At 48.9% G+C, this 18,524-nt stretch carries 16 protein-coding genes; all 16 read left to right on the top strand.

Annotated features, from left to right (window positions below):
- The first annotated feature begins 6 nt into the window (after positions 1-6).
- The 16 genes from U2F10_RS19425 (at position 7) to U2F10_RS19350 (ending at position 18,049) form a co-directional block, all read left to right on the top strand.
- On the top strand, positions 7-1,068 hold the full coding sequence (locus U2F10_RS19425; protein ID WP_499873086.1) for an aromatic ring-hydroxylating dioxygenase subunit alpha: 1,062 nt from the start codon (positions 7-9) through the stop codon (positions 1,066-1,068).
- A complete protein-coding gene (locus U2F10_RS19420) occupies positions 1,065-1,988 on the top strand; it encodes a ferritin-like domain-containing protein (protein ID WP_499873085.1) in 924 nt (307 codons plus the stop codon). Before U2F10_RS19425 ends, U2F10_RS19420 begins: the two co-directional genes overlap by 4 nt.
- On the top strand, positions 1,981-3,294 hold the full coding sequence (locus tag U2F10_RS19415; protein WP_499873084.1) for a P-aminobenzoate N-oxygenase AurF: 1,314 nt from the start codon (positions 1,981-1,983) through the stop codon (positions 3,292-3,294). Before U2F10_RS19420 ends, U2F10_RS19415 begins: the two co-directional genes overlap by 8 nt.
- Before the next feature lie 24 nt (positions 3,295-3,318).
- Positions 3,319-4,473 (top strand): Rieske 2Fe-2S domain-containing protein, encoded by a 1,155-nt coding sequence (locus tag U2F10_RS19410; RefSeq protein ID WP_499873083.1) that lies wholly within the window; start codon positions 3,319-3,321, stop codon positions 4,471-4,473.
- Positions 4,474-4,477: 4 nt separating this feature from the next.
- Complete coding sequence (locus tag U2F10_RS19405; RefSeq protein ID WP_499873082.1) at positions 4,478-4,786, top strand: 2Fe-2S iron-sulfur cluster-binding protein; 309 nt, start codon at positions 4,478-4,480, stop codon at positions 4,784-4,786.
- On the top strand, positions 4,776-5,792 hold the full coding sequence (locus U2F10_RS19400) for an aromatic ring-hydroxylating dioxygenase subunit alpha (RefSeq protein ID WP_499873307.1): 1,017 nt from the start codon (positions 4,776-4,778) through the stop codon (positions 5,790-5,792). The genes U2F10_RS19405 and U2F10_RS19400 overlap by 11 nt, the downstream gene beginning before the upstream one ends.
- A 3-nt stretch (positions 5,793-5,795) precedes the next feature.
- On the top strand, positions 5,796-6,557 hold the full coding sequence (locus U2F10_RS19395; protein WP_499873081.1) for a sterol desaturase family protein: 762 nt from the start codon (positions 5,796-5,798) through the stop codon (positions 6,555-6,557).
- A gap of 32 nt (positions 6,558-6,589) precedes the next feature.
- Positions 6,590-6,817: a hypothetical protein gene (locus U2F10_RS19390; protein ID WP_006516505.1), complete on the top strand. Its 228-nt coding sequence runs from the start codon at positions 6,590-6,592 to the stop codon at positions 6,815-6,817.
- Positions 6,801-7,457, top strand: a complete 657-nt coding sequence (locus U2F10_RS19385; RefSeq protein ID WP_499873080.1) for an acyltransferase — start codon at positions 6,801-6,803, stop codon at positions 7,455-7,457. The genes U2F10_RS19390 and U2F10_RS19385 overlap by 17 nt, the downstream gene beginning before the upstream one ends.
- A complete protein-coding gene (locus tag U2F10_RS19380; protein ID WP_499873079.1) occupies positions 7,441-8,970 on the top strand; it encodes a GH3 family acyl-acid amido synthetase in 1,530 nt (509 codons plus the stop codon). The genes U2F10_RS19385 and U2F10_RS19380 overlap by 17 nt, the downstream gene beginning before the upstream one ends.
- Before the next feature lie 94 nt (positions 8,971-9,064).
- Positions 9,065-10,192, top strand: a complete 1,128-nt coding sequence (locus U2F10_RS19375) for a transporter substrate-binding domain-containing protein (protein ID WP_499873078.1) — start codon at positions 9,065-9,067, stop codon at positions 10,190-10,192.
- Positions 10,193-10,478: 286 nt separating this feature from the next.
- On the top strand, positions 10,479-11,117 hold the full coding sequence (locus U2F10_RS19370) for a helix-turn-helix transcriptional regulator (RefSeq protein WP_499873077.1): 639 nt from the start codon (positions 10,479-10,481) through the stop codon (positions 11,115-11,117).
- Positions 11,118-12,056: 939 nt separating this feature from the next.
- The gene (locus tag U2F10_RS19365; RefSeq protein ID WP_499873076.1) at positions 12,057-12,989 is read left to right on the top strand and encodes an Rpn family recombination-promoting nuclease/putative transposase; all 933 of its coding nucleotides are present in this window, start codon (positions 12,057-12,059) and stop codon (positions 12,987-12,989) included.
- A gap of 982 nt (positions 12,990-13,971) precedes the next feature.
- On the top strand, positions 13,972-14,190 hold the full coding sequence (locus tag U2F10_RS19360) for a hypothetical protein (protein WP_499873075.1): 219 nt from the start codon (positions 13,972-13,974) through the stop codon (positions 14,188-14,190).
- 519 nt (positions 14,191-14,709) lie between these two features.
- Entirely contained in the window at positions 14,710-15,024 is a 315-nt protein-coding gene (locus U2F10_RS19355) for a hypothetical protein (protein WP_499873074.1), read from the top strand.
- A 250-nt stretch (positions 15,025-15,274) separates the two neighbouring features.
- Positions 15,275-18,049 carry a two-partner secretion domain-containing protein gene (locus U2F10_RS19350; protein WP_499873073.1) on the top strand — a complete coding sequence of 925 codons (2,775 nt, stop codon included), beginning with the start codon at positions 15,275-15,277 and terminating at the stop codon, positions 18,047-18,049.
- The last annotated feature ends 475 nt before the right edge of the window (positions 18,050-18,524 follow it).

Genomic DNA, 18,524 nt, shown 5'->3' with positions numbered 1-18,524 from the left:
GCTGTTATGAATATCGAATCGTTAACCACAGCCCATGACACTGATCAGCTCGCTGGGCAAACGCAAGAGAAAAATCCTGTCTTTAATCGTTCTGATCGATTTGTTGAAGGCTGGTATTGGGCGTTGCCATGCCATCGCTTAAAACCAGGGCAGGCACAGTCCCTCACCCTGATGGGAAGAGAACTGGTTCTATATCGCACCCGCACCCGCCAGGTGGTGGCGTTAGACGGCCATTGTCCCCACATGGGGGCCGCATTGGCCCAGGGAACGATCCATGGTGAGACTATTCGCTGTCCGCTGCATCGTTGGCAATTTGACCAGACGGGGCAGTGCATTGAGATTCCAGCCTGTGGCCAACACCAAACGATCATGGCTAACGCAAAGCTTTGCCCATGGCCTACGGCTGAACACTACGGCATGATTTGGGTTTGGACCGGTAAGACTCCCAAATATCCACCGCCGTATGTGCCTGAGTTAGAAGGTATGGATTGTGATGCGGCTTTAAGCTATCGCTTTGAGCGTAACTGCCACCCTAATGTATTGATGATCAACGCCATTGATGCCCATCACTTTAACTCAGTTCACAATTTGCCCCTAGAAGTGCGATTTAAAGCCAAGGCGCTGAATGACAATGCACTGTGTTTAGACAACACAACCCGTGGTGGGGAAGCCTCAAAGTTTGTTAAACTCATTCGTCCGTTGTATCAGAATGAAGTGACCTATAAGATGTGTTACTGGTATGGCAGCACCGGCACAGTCACCGTCGGGCCAGACTTTTTTCACTTTCACATTATGTTTGCCCTACGGCCTACCCCAGGCGGAAAAACCGAGGGTTGGACCCTATTAATTACCCCTAAGCGTTTTGCTGGCAGGTTCATGAATCCAGTTGTTCTATGGATAACTCGACAGGTCGCCGCCTACTTTTCCACCGGAGATATTCAAGTCTTTCAGGGCATTCGATTTCACTTTAAAACACCTCTAAAAGCAGACCGATCAATCGTTCAATTTGCCCAACATCTCAATCGACAAAAAGCTTTGAGCTGGGGAGATTGGAGGAGCGTAACATGACCATACCTAACCTTAGAAAAGTATCTGGTTTTGACCTGCCAACATTAACGGCAAATAACAAGATAAACCGCATATTGACCGCTGCCCTAGGAGAACGAGAGATCATCAATGAGTCTAACGCCTCGTCTATCTATTGGCAGCCCCAATATTTTGATTTAGATCGGGTATCTATCTTTCAAGAGTCTGCTGACTGCGAACAACACCACATTTTGCAACAGTTAAATCGGGGATTATTACAAGAGTCTTTATTTATCGAGCAGGCCGGTGTGGGGTATATGGCCAAGATGGTGCTGCTGGCTGACAGTGCCCAAGAACGTATGCTCTATAGTCTGTTTGCGGCAGATGAAACCATGCATTTGGCTCAGTTACAGCCTTATGCTGCATCAGACATAGCCCCTACAGAACTCAACGATCCGTTTTTACAGTTACTCTCTGACATCGTTGAGAGTGCTGACAAAACCGTTCTTCTATTTGTTTTGCAAGTCGTGTTAGAGGGGTGGGGGCTAACCCACTATCGCAGCTTGGCCAGGGCCTGTACCGACTCGTCACTGAGGGCCTTATTCCAAAGTTTCCTACAGGCGGAGGCACGGCACCATGGCACCGGAGTCACCTTGCTAAATCAGGCTGAGATATCAGGCAACAGTAAAGCTGCCATTGTGGACTGCCTGGCGACTTTTTTGCAAATGGTGCGCATAGGTCCCCAGCGGGTGGTGGCTGCGATCGCAACCACAAAAGGTCATCTTTCTCGCCCCCAACGTATCCAAATCTTGCAACAGTTAGACACTGTGACTCACGGCCATCAACGGCTACAGCTTTTAAAGCATCTCATGGCTAGCACCAACCATGGCATCGTTAGCCAGCTCGCAGACCAAGATTTGTTCACCCCCCTCAATGCCGAGGAGGCCGCTAACTATGGATAAAAATTATCATACCGATCAGCTACTCCAAAAAGAGAACCTAGAAAAGCAGAACAAGCCAAGTAACAGTCAATCTGACCCCAGGAACATATTACTGAACATCCCGTTACAGCGCCGATTAGAAATCAACTATCAACGTAATCAAAAGCAAGATAATACTGAGCTTTTAGATGACGCTGGCCAGGCATTTAGCTATGACGCTTGCCGTGATAGCCATTGGAATCCTGAAACCTTCTCACTGCTGTATGGCACTCCTTTATGGCACCAGGCCAGCGAGTACCAAAGAACAGTATTAAATCAGCTGTATTGGGTGGCCTACTATACTCAAATTATCTCCGCTGAAATTGCCACCATCTTTTTTAACCAGACCAGTGCCGCTGCTTTGTATGCCCACGATGGGTTTCGCACCATCTGCGACATGTTAGACCTGGAATCTTCCCAGGAGCGCGCCCACATCAGCGCGTTTCGCAGCGTGGCAGACCAAACGGAACAGGCCCTATTGGGTAAGCGACTGTTTAGCTATCCCATGCGGGGACCGTTTACCGAAACCATGATTTTTGCAGATACTAACCAGCTAAAACGCTGGTGGAAGCAACTACAGCTCCAGGCCTTTGGCCTCATCTCTGCCTGCAACAGTTTTCTTGCTTGTCAGTATTTTACAGTGCGCGGACTGCGCACCCTCAATGGCAAACTGGTGCAGCATCAGCTCAGTCGCTACTACCAAACCCATAACGACCAGGAGAATGCACCGATTCCAGCCAAGATCTCGTTCTACCACTTTATGGATGAGAGCTTTCACTTTAATAGTTCCACGCTGCTTTCCCATGAGGTGATCCAGTGTTTACCGCAGCCCACACCATTTGAAGCATTCGTGGCCAACCTTGGCATTCGTGGCTGTCAGCAGGACCATCAGCAGTTTTCAGTCGCCGTCAACGGCATCTTTTGGCATGATCCGGCGTTGTATCCCAAGGTGTATCAGTTGTTGCGATCGCCCCTCTTCTCCATGGACGATGGTGACGCTAAAGCCATGATGCAGGCTTGTTTCACAGAAGAATCTGAGGGCTTACACCGCAGTTATAAAACCCACCAGGAAGCCATGGCCTCCTACCAAGCGTATCTAGACCCCTTAGATTATGTGTGGCCCAGCAATCGCACCATGGCGATTATGCAAAACGCTTCGATTGAGAGATATCTGTGCACACAGCGGCAAGCATTATTTAGATTTTTTCAGGATCGGGTGTTGGCGGGCTTTGGCGGCGCTCAGCCCGCCAACTTAAACGATTATCCGAAAAATTGCCCGAATGATTGATAAGCGTATTGAAAACAAATAACCATGACAACCATATTTAACAACTGGGATATTGTTGCCAGGGGCTGGTACCTGGTCACAGCCTCTAAAGAGATCCCCAAAGAAACCGTTAAATCCTTTGACATCTGTGGCCAACGCATTGCCATTTTTCGGGGTCAAGACGGCAACATCCGAGCCCTGGATGCCTATTGCCCCCACATGGGCACTGACCTGGGCATTGGCAGTGTCGACGGTAACCACGTACGCTGTTTCTTTCACCATTGGGCCTTTGACGGCGACGGTCAATGCCAGGATATTCCTTGCCAGGATCACATTCCTGCTGGGGCTACGCTGCAATCCTATGCCACGGAAGAAAAGTACGGCTTTATTTGGATTTACCCAGATAGTATGGCACCGACAGCGGTGGCAGAATTTGATGAACTCAAGCACCATGAACTGGCCGTTGTCGCTGATCGCCCCCTAACCCGCAAATGTCATCATCACATTTGCATGATCAACGGCATTGATGTGCAGCACCTGCAAACCGTGCACCATTTACCCGTGGATCTCGAACTCTCACTGGAACAAGAGGGAGAACACATTGACTTTACCCTCAGCGGCGAGTTTCTCAATACCAATTGGCGAGAGCGTTTAGGTCGAGCCATTTTAGGAGCGCGCTATGCCTACTCCATGCGCTATGCCCACGGCTGCCTGGGGTTACTGACCATGATGAAAGCGGTGCGCTGGATCCCCCAGTTATATATGCTCTATGCCTATAGACCCACAGAGTCAGGGGAGACCTTTATTCAGCCGATTTATGTCACCCAAAAACGTCCAGGCATCATCGGTTGGCTAATCACTCACCTACTGCTGTGGCTAACACGGCTGAGCTACTATGCCCTGCGCGGTGAAGATAGCATGATTTATGACAATATTCGGTTTAGCACTGAACGGCTATTGCCGGTAGATGAGCCCATTGCCCACTACGTGAGGTATGTGAATGGGTTGGTGCCTTCGAGGTGGTCGAGCCCTCACCCTAATGCTTTCTCCCAGGAGCATCTTGGTTCTCAGGATTTTGGCCCTCACCCTAAATCCCTCTCCCTGGGGAGAGGGACTTTGAAGGTTAACTCTAAATTACCAAGGCAGAATAGTTTAGGTTCTTTCTCCCCTTCTCCCTGGGGAGAAGGGGCTGGGGGATGAGGGCATGTCTTGCAAAATCTCTTTCCCTGACACCAATCACGCCGCCGTGCCCCTTGCAGCCCACACACCCCTCGCTGACACCCTGACCGTCCAAAACTCTCCCATACTCTTCGGTTGCCGCACCGGTATCTGTGGCACCTGCTTAGTCACCGTCACAGGAGACGTTCCGCCCCCTAGTCCTGAGGAGCAGGAACTTCTGGAGGTACTGGCTCCCGATTGCCCCAATGCACGCCTTGCCTGTCAGCTTGATATCACCCACGACCTGAAAATTTGTCCCTATGGAAGTCCCGATAACCCTCCCAATTCAGTTTGAGGATTTTTGGTATGTCGTTGCCCTGAGCACACAGCTAAAACCTAAAACTGTTTTACAACGCACCGTCTTAGATGAATGGCTGGTTATTTTTCGAGGAGAAAATGGCCAACCCGTTGCCCTCAGAGACCGCTGCCTGCATAGAAACACCAGACTCTCCGGAGGCAAGGTGCATCAAGGACAGCTGCAATGTCCTTACCATGGCTGGCAATATGCCCCCACAGGGCAGGTCACCCATGTGCCCGCCGAAGGAGAACAATTCGCTGCTAACTCCAATCGTTGTGCCAAAGCCTACGATACCTGTGAACAAGATGGCTATGTGTATGTGCGGCTGCGGGGCGGATTGGAGACTCAACCGTTTGCCATGCCCCACTTTCAAACACCAGGCTGGGAAACGGTGCGAGTGATCAATCGCTTTGCCAACAACGTTACCAACTGCGCGGAGAACTTTATCGATATTCCCCATACAGTTTCCGTACATCCTGGAATCTTTCGAACAGCGCGGCAACAACAGCTAGCCATGACGGTCACACGACATCAGGGTAGCGTCACCGCCACCTATCGCAATGAAACCAATAACCTGGGCTGGTCCCGCTGGTTCTTAAACCCCCAGGGCCATGAAATCTGTCATCGAGACTCGTTTCATATGCCCAATGTGACCAGCGTGGAATATACCATGGGTCCCCACCGTCGCTGTTTTATCACGAGTCAGTCGATTCCAGAAACGGAGAATTCCACGCTGGTGTATACCGATGTGACATTTAACTACGGCATTTGGAATAAGCTGGCCAAGCCATTGGTGCGATGGACTGCCCAGCGCATTATTGACCAGGACCTTGGGGCCTTGGGAGTGCAGGGGGATGCGATCGCAAAGTATGGCACCCACTTTCACCACACCCCCGCCGACACCATTCACATTTTTGTCGAATCCATTCGAGATGCGATCGCCACAGGCAAGGACCCACGCACCTTGCCGGACCAATCCGCTGACATTACCTTTTGGGTATAAACCATGATTATTTTTGGTACTTTTGTTCTTTTAGTCAGCCTCACCGCCTGGTGTAGCTGGTCAGAACTTACCCAGAAAACCCTGCATGACTGGATTCTAGACAGTGCCGGTTTATGGGTACAGGGACTTCTTATACCCCTGGTTCAACTCACCTGTTTACAAACGTTGTACCAGCAACTACTTCCCCACTGGCAACAGGGTCTAGCATTACATCCCCTGCTCGCCTTTGTTCTTAGCTTTGTTGCGGTGGACTATCTCTATTACTGGAATCATCGTTTTCTCCATAGTCCCTGGGGCTGGTGTGCCCACCAGGTACACCACACCGTCAGCACCATGGATGTTTTAGGCACATCCCGCAATACCCTATGGAGTAGTTTTTTAATTATTTATTTATGGGTCCATGGACTGTTTATCTATCTATTGGAAGACCCCACCGCCTATGTTTTAGGCGTCAGCCTCACCGCAGCCTTAGATTTGTGGCGGCATAGCCAGTTTAGTCCCCAGCCAGGCAGCTGGTTATACCACTGTCTATCCAGCTGGTTAATATTGCCTCAGGATCATGGCTGGCATCACCAGAGTGCGGCCCAGGCTTGCAACTATGGTGCCAATTTTAAGCTGTGGGATCGTCTCCATGGCACCTGGCAGCAGTCCGACCAATGGCCGTTAGCCCTAGGGCAAACATTGCCTTTCAGCCTATGGCGACAGCTACTATATCCACGAGCAACTCCGCAAGCAACATGTATACAGACACATTCGCTAGACTGATCTTCTGTTCAATTTATTTGTTGTTTTACCCCATGTCTTCAATAGAATCCAATGAGCGCCTGATGTTGATTATCATCTGCGCGATCCCCTTTGCGGCATTACTATACTGTGGCCTTGTTTTTGCCATTGTTTTAACCGTTCCCGCCGTTAAAACCTATCCCCTGCTATTTGGGGGGATTTCCGCCCTGCTTCCGCTGGTCACGGGGGCTGCCATCTGGGTTGGTCCCCGCCGCGACATCAATCATGACTCTGTTAAGTAAATTTTTATCTTTTTTCCCCACCCTAACATTAAGTTTAGCGACAGTCTCTTTAGCCTACGGCATCTGGGAACACAGCCTATGGAGCGTAATGCTGTGCCTGTTTTTTCTCTATGGGTTTCCCATACTGTCTTATCGCATCCATCATTCTGTTTATCCCCTTGAGAATGGCATCAGCTACCTCCAGGGCAGTGATTATTCTCCCTGGTGGGGCAGTCATCAGTTTCAACTGATCTACATTGCGTTTCCGGCGTTAGAAACTCTGTTGAGATTGGTGCCCGGTGTGTTCTCTGCATGGCTGCGGCTATGGGGGGCAACCATAGGCAAACAGGTGTACTGGACACCGGCCTTAGAAATTGCCGATCGCGGGCTGTTGACCATTGGCGATGGCGTGGTGTTTGGCCATCGCGTGGGCCTGTACAGTCACATCATTAAGCCGCGACGGGATAACCTGATGCTTTATCTAAAACCCATCACCATTGGGGATGGTAGTTTTATCGGCGCAGGTTCTTACATTGGGCCAGGGGCCATGATCACCGTAGGCAGCTACTTAGAAGCCGGTAGTGAGATTTATCCCAATAGCACTGTTAATAGTGCTGAGGAGCATAGCGCTGAGGAGAAAAACCATGGACTGGCTGATTAGGGGATTTGGCTCACTGCTGGCCCCAACCGCCAAGCGATTTTATAAAACGTTGTCACAACCGCAGGCTACCCAGCAAACGTTGCAAAACGCATTATTTCAACAATTAATGCAAAGTAAGTATGGCAAATCGTTAGGAATTAAGTCTGTTGATGACTGGCACAAGATTCCGATAGTCACCTATGGGGATTTGCAGCCCTGGATCGAAGACAACAATTCTCTAAATACAGATCCTGTTCTCTTTTATGAAAAAACATCGGGCAGTAGCGGTCCCGCCAAACAGATTCCCTATACTCGTGCTTTGCGAAAGTCTTTTAACACTTTATTTTGCGTCTGGGCCCATGACCTGATTGTCAATGGTCCAGGGTTTGAGACGGGGAACGTGTATATGTGCATTTCTCCCAAGCTGCTGGCCCCTGGAGAAACGCCAGCGGGGTTACAGGACGACTCTGAATATTTAGATCTATGGCTGCGGTGGTTGCTTAAGCCATTTCTAGTGTCACCGCCCGATGCCCATAAACCCCAAACCCCTGAGGTGTTTCAGGCAAACCTGTGTAAAACCCTGTTGTTGGCAGAGAATTTAGAGACGATATCTATCTGGAGCCCTAGCTTTTTAAAGGTGCAGCTGGACTATATTCACACTCATCGAGTGGCGTTGCGATCGCAACTCACCCACCAGCTCTCCCCAGCCCGCTCCCACCTACTGAGTCAGGAAACCATCAACTGGGAAGCCTTGTGGCCCAAGCTAAAACTCATTTCCTGCTGGGACAGTGCTTTGGCAGCCGATCAGGTGAGTGCCTTGCAAAACAATTTTCCCCATACCCTGATCCAGGGCAAAGGGTTACTGGCCACCGAAGCACCCATGACCGTACCGCTGCTGGGCGCAAATGGCTGTGTGCCTATGCTGACAGAGGTTTTCTTTGAGTTTGAAGATGAAGCGGGCGCTATTCACCTGCTGCATGAACTGGAGCTAGGGCACACCTACAGCGTAATTATTTCCCAGAAAGGTGGACTCTACCGGTATCGCATGGGCGATCGCATCCAACCCACCCACTATTATCAATCCACCCCCTGTCTACGCTTTTTAGGCCGCAGCCATAGCACCAGCGACATGGTGGGCGAGAAACTCACCTTAACCTTCGTCAGCCAGACATTAACTCAGTTAGAAACTCAGCTAGACCTGCCAGACAATGCGTTTAAATGCCTGGTACCTTGTTTATCGCCTAAACCTCACTACAGCCTATTCATTGATCACATCAGCCGATGCGAAACCCATACAGCCCAGGTTTTAGACCAGTTACTTTGCCAGAGTTTTCACTATCGACAGGCGCGGCTGTTGGGGCAACTACAGCCTGCACGGATCTACGCTTCATCAGATATCCCGCAACGGCTGATGCATTACCACTATCAACACGGTAAACGCCTGGGTGATGTGAAATACCCGCATCTATTAACGACTGCCATACAAACAGCGGAGACCCTTTTAAGTAATCCCCATTACAGCCCGTTGAGTTAAAGCGGTTGACCCTAAGGGAATTCCCCTACAAGATTATCCATATTGCAAAACCGCTCACAAATCGCGAGTCATGTTCAGATACCTTAGCGCACTGATGGGCACAGCTCTGGGGCTATGGTTAGCACCACCAGCTGCCCTGGGCCAATCTACCCAGACATGGGACCAATCGTTGGACCAGGCATGGCAGACGCTGCCTGTCAGCCAACCCCAACCCAAGCTAACGATTCGCGTCGGCACTAAAGAACTACCGCCCTTTGTTTCCCTGGAGCCTGCCACCCTGCCCTATGGCTATAGCGCCGACCTATGGCAAAGCATCGCCGATGATCTGGCCTTAGAGACCGAATGGGTGACTTACGAATCTGTCAGTGACCTATTGGTGGGCCTCAAAAACGGTGACGTTGATGCGGCCATTTCGGGTATTTCAGTGACAGCTCAACGGGAAGCAGCAGGGTTTGACTTTTCCTATCCGTTTTATCAATCTGGGCTACAACTGATGGTCACCAAACCCAAGACGACGGTGATCACCTTTGCCAGCGGCATGTTTAACTGGCAAAATTTCCGCCCCATTGTGCTGATCTTCGCCAGTAGCACCGCTGTAGGTGGCCTGATCTGGCTGGTAGAGCACAAACATAATGACCATTTTTCGGGGAATCCGCTGCGAGGTGTGAGTCAGGGCATCTGGTTTGCCGTGGTCACGTTGGGCACCTTTGGCTACGGCGATGTCACCCCGACCAAGTTTATTGGGCGTTTGATTGCCACCCTATGGATGGGGCTGAGTTTCTTTATTGTGGCGGACTTTATTGCGTCTCTGACGGTGCATCAGCTGAGTGAAAATCAGCTGGATTTGGCGGCCCTCAGTGGTGAGTCAGTGGGTGCATTAAAGGGCACAACCGGGGAAGTATTTTTACAGAGTCAACCGGTCAAATTAGTCACCTATCCATCCTTTGCCGCCGCCGTCACCGCATTAGAAGATGGCAAAATTAAAGGCCTGGTGCAGGATGCTCCGGCATTGCGTCATTTTATTAATCTCAATCCTGACTCGTTTGAGCTAGCAGGTACGTTATTGACCCATGAGGGCTACGGTATCGCAGTGCGTGAAAATGATGCCAATCTATTGGAGGCCATCGATCAGCTGATTTTGGACTATCAGCAGCAGGGCTTTTTGCAACAACTACACGAGAAGTGGTTTAACGCATCGGAGCTGGAGTCCAGGGCTAGATAAAGAACTTGTGGAAAATACGTAGACTGTTCCGCTTTACGGCGTAGTTAGGGGAAATATGCATATTTTTCGCGACTTTACCCTATATATCAGTAATACAAAATCCTGATTGATAGCGCCCGGTATCGCAGTGCATCCCCAGGGCAATGCCCCTACAGGATTGTCTATTTTGAATCGGGTTTCATGAATTCGGATTGGGTATGCCATCTGCATCTACAACAGTTAGACCCTTTAATGGGCTCGGATCACTCGAATTCCCGCATTTAAGTTTGACAATCCCGAGATGACCATGACACTTCAAAGCTCCCTGAATCGGCCTGCCAATCTGCAACCTGCATGTTTATCCAATTCACTTGCTGCTTCAAATGAGACTATCATCACGCCTATTGTGCAGAATTGTGGTGATGATGGTGATGGCATTTTGATTTTGACCGAAGATGGTCAATGTGTTGAGAGTAATAGCTCGGCACGATGTATGTGCGATCGCATCAACCAAGATTTTCCTTCTACAAACTCAGTCCCCCAAGAAATCTGGAATACTTGTCAAATTCTGATTAACAGTCGCAAGAATTTCCCTACACATCTAACGGCTACTGAATCAGAGTTAAAACTTAAACAATCCCACGGCCATGTGCGCATTCGAGCGCGATGGTTTAACCGTGGTGATCGTCCTTACATTCTGGTGATCTTAGAAAACCAAAAACAGTCTAAAGAGATTTTAGCGATAACTGAGGCGATCCGGTATGGGCTCAGCCCACGAGAAGTAGATGTCTGGATTCTTCATCGCATTGGTTATAGCTATCAGGAAATTGCTGCGGAATTGCATATTGCTCTGAACACGGTCAAAAAACACATGAAGAACACGTACGCTAAGCAGCAGATGGTGATGATAATAGAAGAGTCTTACACCAAGTCTCTTGCCAGCTAAGAGAGTTTCGTCCATAAAATGGGTATCAATTTAAGCCGGAAAATGTTGGCTGGGTGAGATGTTGGTTATTGGGTGTCAGGATCTATATCCTCCTTGACTCCTGACTTCTTATTCTGTTTGGCTGAGCGGTTCGGCTGAGTTCACCGTCGAAGCCTCACGTCGAAGTCAAACTCGCAATGCTGGGGGCTTTGAGTTTTGTCCCCCCAGCATTGGAGAGACTCTAGGTATGCTTGCTTGAGTAAATGTAAATATGTCCATAAAAGGGTTACCGTGTATACATAAATCGGAGAGAATAGTCAAACTCCTTAAGATTCACTTGTTTCAAGATAGTCTGCTAATGGTTCCCCTTGGTAAGGCTACGGTGTATACACATCTAGAAGATAATGTCCCAAAAAGTAGACCTGACCTTGAATTGGCCCACTCTGCGAGAAGCCGCTTTGGCGTCTACATCCTAAATCCTTCTCCCTAGGGGCGAAGGACTTTGAGGTCAGCCCCCCCTTCTCCCTTAGGGAGTAAGGGGTTGGGGGATGAGGGCTCGATATTTGGAGCGACTCTCCGACTTATGTATACAGGGTAGCCTTCGTAAGGGGAACCGACAGGGAGGTGTGTGGATCACTTGCGCTAACGACCGAAGACCCCTCCGTTGGTTCCCCTTGGTAAGAGGAACCGGTGTTCGTCATGCTCGATGCCAAAATCTTCCAGTTGTGTATACACTGTAGCCTTCGTAAGGTGAGGACATCCTACAACATATTATATTTTGCGATTGGGATTTTATTGATGTGCACTCCCCTTAGTGATCCCCATTAACTATCAAATATCCAGCCCCCTGCTGCCTAAAAGATAGTTGTACAGCAGGGGTACTGGCAAAATTCTTAGCTACAATTAAACTAGACCATATCAACCATCAAAGTTGCCAGTGCCTGGCCATCGGTTGCCGCTATGTCCTTCCCATTGCAAGAACGCTATATCAATCTTCTCACTGATTTTGGGTTTAGGCGCGTCTTTGGCTCTGAACCGAACAAGCCACTGCTGATCGACTTTCTGAATACGTTACTGCCTGCCTATCACCACATACAGACTCTCGCCTACCAAATGCCTGAGGTGTTGGGGAATACGCCCATTGACTGCAAAGCCATTTTTGATTTCTATTGCCAGGGAGAGAATGGGGAACGTTTTATTGTTGAAATTCAAAAGGCCAAGCAAAACTATTTCAAAGACCGCAGTGTTTTCTATGCCAGTTTCCCCATTCAAGAGCAAGCACTGAAGGGGGATTGGAACTATCACTTAGCCCCTGTTTATTCCATTGGGGTATTGGACTTTGTGTTTGATGATCACAAACATGACAACGCTTACCTGCACACGGTAGAACTTAAGAATCAGCATTGCGAGGTGTTCTACGATAAGCTCAAATTTGTTTATATTGAACTACCTAAATTCCAGAAGTCATTGACAGAACTGGTTTCGCATCAAGACCAATGGCTATATCTGCTTAGACATTTGCCTGAGCTAGATGATCGGCCCCAGCCTTTTCAAGATCCGGTCTTTCTACAATTGTTTGAAATTGCCGAAATTGCTAATTTTTCACCCACTGAGCAAGATTCTTATCAGAATAGTCTTAAGTATTATCGAGATCTCAATAATGTTGTGGATACGTCACGAGAAGAAGGGCGCTTAGAGGGCTTAGAAGAAGGGCGTTTAGAACAGGCGAGGTCACTGATTTTACGACTGCTAACTCGAAAGCTTGGGGAGATGCCTCAGGATGTTGTGGAACAGCTAGATCGGTTATCGCTGGTGCGGCTAGAAGCGCTGGGGGATGAGGTGTTTGAGATGACTAGTTTGGATGATCTTAAGGCGTGGTTGATGGTGGATTAGGGTGTGGGTTAGGGGTTTATGGTTGTTTAGGTTCCGTTCGGCTGAGCTCACCGTCGAAGCCTCACCGTCGAAGTCCAAACCCCTTAAGATTCAATTATTTCAAGACAATCTGCTAATGGTTCCCCTTGGTAAGGGGAACCGTCAGGGAGGGGTCTGGATCACTTGCGAAAATGGCCGAAGACCCCTCCGTTGGTTCCCCTTGGTAAGGGGAACCGTTGTTTATCATGCTCAATGCTAATCATCTTCCAGTTGTGTTTACACAGTAGCTTACGAAGGGGGATAATGCAGGATGGTGAACTCCCTTTTGAGATGTGTTTACACCGTAGCTTATCCAAGGGGGACCGTTGCCGTCATAGTCGATGTTAATAATCTTTCAGATGAGTTACACGGTAGCCATAAAGGCGGCCTGGATAACCAATGGCGTCTTTCCCAGGTGTCGTATTAAGGAATATGCTTTGACAAGTGAATCACCCCTAGGGTACAGACAAGCCTCAAACCCACGCCCGGTTCAAAACCGAGCGTGGGTTTGAGGGCTGTCGCTAAAGCGACAACATTGGCTGTGAAACTCCATACATATAGCGTTTGCCGTTCTCTTAACCCCTTTAGTGGGTTTTGTTCCAGTTAGCCTTGCGACTTTGAGTCCAAGGCGGGTTGACGCTTCATCGCTAGGGGCAAGATCTGAGCTTATCCCAAATAAGAACCGCTATATACCATTTGGAAAACGCCTATGCCGATCAGCATCCCTTATTCACAAGCGTACTTGGACAAGGAGACGAGCCTCAGACCCACGCCCGGTTCAAAACCGAGCGCTAATCGAGGGCTGTCGCTAAAGCGACAACATTGGCTGTGAAACTCTATACATATATAGCATTTGCCGATCTCTTAACCCCTTTAGTGGGTTTTGTTCCAGTTAGCCTTGTGACTTGGAGTCCAAGGCGGGTTGAAGCTTCATCGCCAGGGGCAAGAGCTGAGTTTATCCCAAATGGGAACCGCTATATGCCATTTGGGAAACACCTATGCCGATCAGCATTCCTTAATCACAATCACACTTGGGCGAGGAGACGAGCCTAAGACCCACGCCCGGTTCAAAACCGAGCGCTCATTGAGGGCTGTCGCTAAAGCGACAACATTGGCTGTGAAACTCCATACATATAGCGTTTGCCGTTCTCTTAACCCCTTTAGTGGGTTTTGTTCCAGTTAGCCTTGCGACTTGGAGTCCAAGGCGGGTTGACACTTCATCGCCAGGGGCAAGAGCTGAGTTTATCCCACATGAGAACCGCTATATGCCATTTGGGAAACACCTATGCCGATCAGCAGCCCTTAATCACAATCGTACTTGAGCGAAGTAAATCAGATTGCAGATAACGCAAAATCTGGTTTCAACCCTAAGTAGAACCTTTATACTGAGTGGTTCAGTGCGTTAAGGCACAGAGTATTCAAACAGCAAAATACTGTTGCGTAGTGCTTAAAACTATTAGTGTACTGGCATTAACAGATTCGCTCTGACTCAAACAAATAATTCACGGGTATCCGCCCTGTATCAAAAGTACCCACCGGGGTAATGCGAACAGAAGCGAAGCGAAGCATTATATTAAGGTAAGAGTCGTCACCAAGAGATGTGTAATAGCCGCAAAGTCCCCTGAGTTTGCGCTATTGGCCAGGGATTGCCCCTCTCTTTGTCACTAAAACATGTCCATTTTTATTACTGAGAATCAAACAAATGGCAACACTCACACTCAACAACGTTACATATATGGGTGATGGCCCCTTCAATGGCCCAGCACTAGAGTTTCGTCATGGGGATGAACCCATTGGTACTGCGAGCATTACCCAGTCTCATCAAACTGTTACTTTTAGCGGTGCTTCAGGGTCAATTTCTGGAACAGATTTTATTAGGGTTTATCAAAATGGTGAACCTTGTCGAGGAATGTTTATCTCAGCGGTTAAAGCTTCTGATTCTGGGCCAGGGGCTTGTGAATGTACAGCTGGCGTATATGGAGGAGGCCATCTTATTTTATCCTACACCGTATCATAGCCCTCCTCTAAGCAGACTTATGTAGGAAGAATGCAGTCTACTTAATTTCAAAACAGTCATCGGCATGACAACACCAATGACTGCTTGAAGTACTCTCTAAGTCATTATGTGGGTATCAGGCTCATTTACCCACATAATGACTTAGATGTAGATAGATTGGATGTAGATAGATTGATTAAAGTAAGTCGGGGTTGACGGGTGGATGTATTCTAATTGCAGGAAAATACTAGAAAGCTAAAGCGCAGGCGTGATGGCAAAGCGATATATTTTTAGGCTATGGGTTGCGAGCCAACTTTTTGTCTGCGGCTTACTGTCATGTCAAGCTGCATGGGCACAGGTTACACCCGATGGCACTACGGCCACTCCAGACCCTGGATCCTGCGCCGTCAGTTGCACCATCACAGGGGGCACCACTGACTTCACTGGAACAAACTTATTCCATAGCTTTAGTGAGTTTTCAGTGCCTGATGGGAGCACAGTTACATTTGACCATGATCCCGCCCTTGTCAATATTCTCGCTCGCGTAGTGAATGGCCCCTTATCTATGATTGAGGGAACCATTCGCACCGATGTTACCAGTGACACCAATTTGTTTTTGATAAATCCCCAGGGCATTATTTTTGGTCCCAGGGGAAGTTTAGAACTAGGTGGCTCATTTGTTGCCACTACAGCCGATGCAATCCAGTTTGGAGATCAAGGCAGCTTCAGTACTACTGATACAAATTCTGACCTGGTTAGACTAACCGTTGATCCTTCTGCGTTGTTATTTAGCCAATCTGCACCTCAGCCAATTATTAATCAATCTGCTGCCTTCAACTTCACTCCGCCTTCTTTTACGATTGGGTTAAGTGTGCAAGAGGGTAATAGCTTACTGTTGGTGGGGGGTGATGTAATTATTGAAAGATCTCCCACTGGTTTCCGTTCAGGGGCTATCACAGCTCGCGGTAGTCGAGTGGAATTAGGTGGTGTCAATGGTGCCACTACGGTTGGGTTAGACATTGATGGTGGCATCATCAGTCTAAGCTATCCAAACAATGCTCCCTTAGCTGATGTTTTCGTAGAAAACGCCCGCTTAGATCTCTCCTCCGATAGCGTTGATCGTTCTGCTGGTAGCCTTGTTATCAGAGCCAATTCTATCGCGTTTACCAAGAGTTCCATTGATAGCACCACATTTGGCCCAGATAATGCTGGGAACATTTTGCTGTATGCAAACGAGTCTATAACTTTTGATGATTCAGTTATTGGTGTCAACACTAGAGATTCAGGGAACGGGGGTAGCCTGATCATTTCTACTGACTCTCTATCTCTGGAGAATGATGCTATTCTCAGTGTCAGAACAAATGGAGCAGGAAATGCCGGAAAGGTTTCTGTAACTGCTAATAATATTATACTCAACAACAGCGATATCATTGCCGAAGCCTTTGGCAATGATATTGATCCTGCTGGCAGCGTTGGTGAAATTGAAATTCAGACTGGAACACTATCTCTGCTTAAAAACTCCAGCATATCAACGCAAACATTTGGTGCAGCCATTGATGTAGAAGCTGCCGGTCTAATTAATATAGATGCGCGGGAATTTGTTTCTCTCGCTAACGATGGCAGTAGCATCACCAGCGCAACTAAAGGCCAACGAAATGCCAGTAATATCATTATCAGTACACCAGAGTTAACTATTCAAGATCTTGCCAGCATATCGGCTGTCGGGAACTTGACTGATGATGGCATGCCTACAGAAGGCGATGCAGGAAATATTGTCATCACTGGTGCTAATCAAGTCACCCTCTCAAATGGTTTTATCACAACAGAAACAAACACCCTAGGTAGAGGCGGCAACATTACCCTCAATACTGATCAACTCACCGCCAACTCAGGAGCCCGCATTACCGCCACCGCCACCGCCACCGCCGCTGCCACGACCCAGGGAGGTAGCGTCACCTTAAATATCGACCAAATCAACCTTTCCGGCGAAACCACCGGCATCCTGGCAGAAACCCAAGGCCCTGCCAATGCTGGCCTGATTACCCTGGGTCCCAACCATAACAACAACGCGGTGACAGTCAACTTCCAAGACAATGCCAACATTTCAGCCGCAACTAGCGGCAGTGGCGACGGCGGCAGAGTCGTAGCGCTAGTCCCAGAAGGCATTACCCTCACCGGCAACGGCAGCCTATCCACCCGCTCCACAGGGGCAGGCCCAGCAGGCGACATCGACATTCAAACCAACGGTCAATTTAGAGTACAAAATGGAGCAGAAGTAGAAGTCAGCGGCGAAGGCACCGGCAACAGCGGCATGCTGGATGTGATTGCACAAACCGTCGTACTCAATGACGGTAAATTGCTTGCTTCCGTACAAGCAGGGGAAGACGGCAATATTAACCTAGAAATAGAAGATGCCCTAATTCTGCGAGGCGACAGTCTCATCTCTGCCGAAGCATTTAATGATGCCAACGGTGGCAACGTCAATATCACCACCCCCTTTATCATCGCCCTATCCCCAGATGGCCCCAACGGTAACGACATTCAAGCCATTGCCAGACAAGGAAACGGTGGCCGCATCGCCATTCAAGCCAACACCCTCTTCGGCATCGAAGAAAACAAAGCCACATTTGGCAATAGGACCAATGACATTGATGCCAGCTCAGAAGCCGGTATTGATGGCGAAGTCATCATTGACACACTGCAAGTGGATCCAGACGAAGGCATTGATCCATTACCCAGCGGTCTAGCCGCCCCAGAAATTAGCCAAGGATGTCAAGCAGGCAGCAACGGACAATTTATCGCCACAGGCCAGGGCGGACTGCCCTCAAACCCTTACGAACCCCTCAGTAGCGACGGCATTCAAGAAGACATTTACCCAGCAGGCCAAACCATCCCTCAGCCCGTCAGTACACAACAAACTGACACTACCGACACCCTGATCGAAGCCCAAGGCTGGAACAGAGACGAACAAGGTAACATTGTCCTGCTCGTGACCACCCCAGACATCCATAGTTCCTGCCAGGTAACCTTAAACGGAGCGTTTTAAGATGAACTATCCGTTCCGTCAAACCCCAGGACACCGCTACTTACGTTTTGTACTGCTAACCGTCCTCAGTTTTCTAGTCACGTTTAGTTTCCCAAAGGTTAGCCATCGGGTAATGGCAGCTAATTCAGGGAGGCTTACAGATTATTCAGCAATCCAGCAACACTCTAGTTTCCCTTTAGAAACTACGGAGTACACACAAGTCCTGAAAACTAGCACTCACAGTTGCACTACCCCCTCTAACTCCCCCTTGGTAAGGGGGAGGACCGGAGTTTTCCCCCCTAGTAAGGCTACGGTGCATACACAAGGATTGGATACTAGCGTTTGCGGTTGCACTACCCCCTCTAACTCCCCCTTGGTAAGGGGGAGGACCGGAATTTTCCCCCCTAGTAAGGCTACGGTGCATACACAAGGATTGGATACTAGCGTTTGCGGTTGCACTACCCCCTCTAACTCCCCCTTGGTAAGGGGGAGGACC

Origin of the sequence: Leptothoe sp. EHU-05/26/07-4 (genome assembly GCF_043421015.1) — a bacterium.
In the GTDB taxonomy this organism is placed as follows: domain Bacteria; phylum Cyanobacteriota; class Cyanobacteriia; order Phormidesmidales; family Phormidesmidaceae; genus Leptothoe; species Leptothoe turfae.
This window is presented reverse-complemented; position numbering and strand designations above follow the sequence as displayed.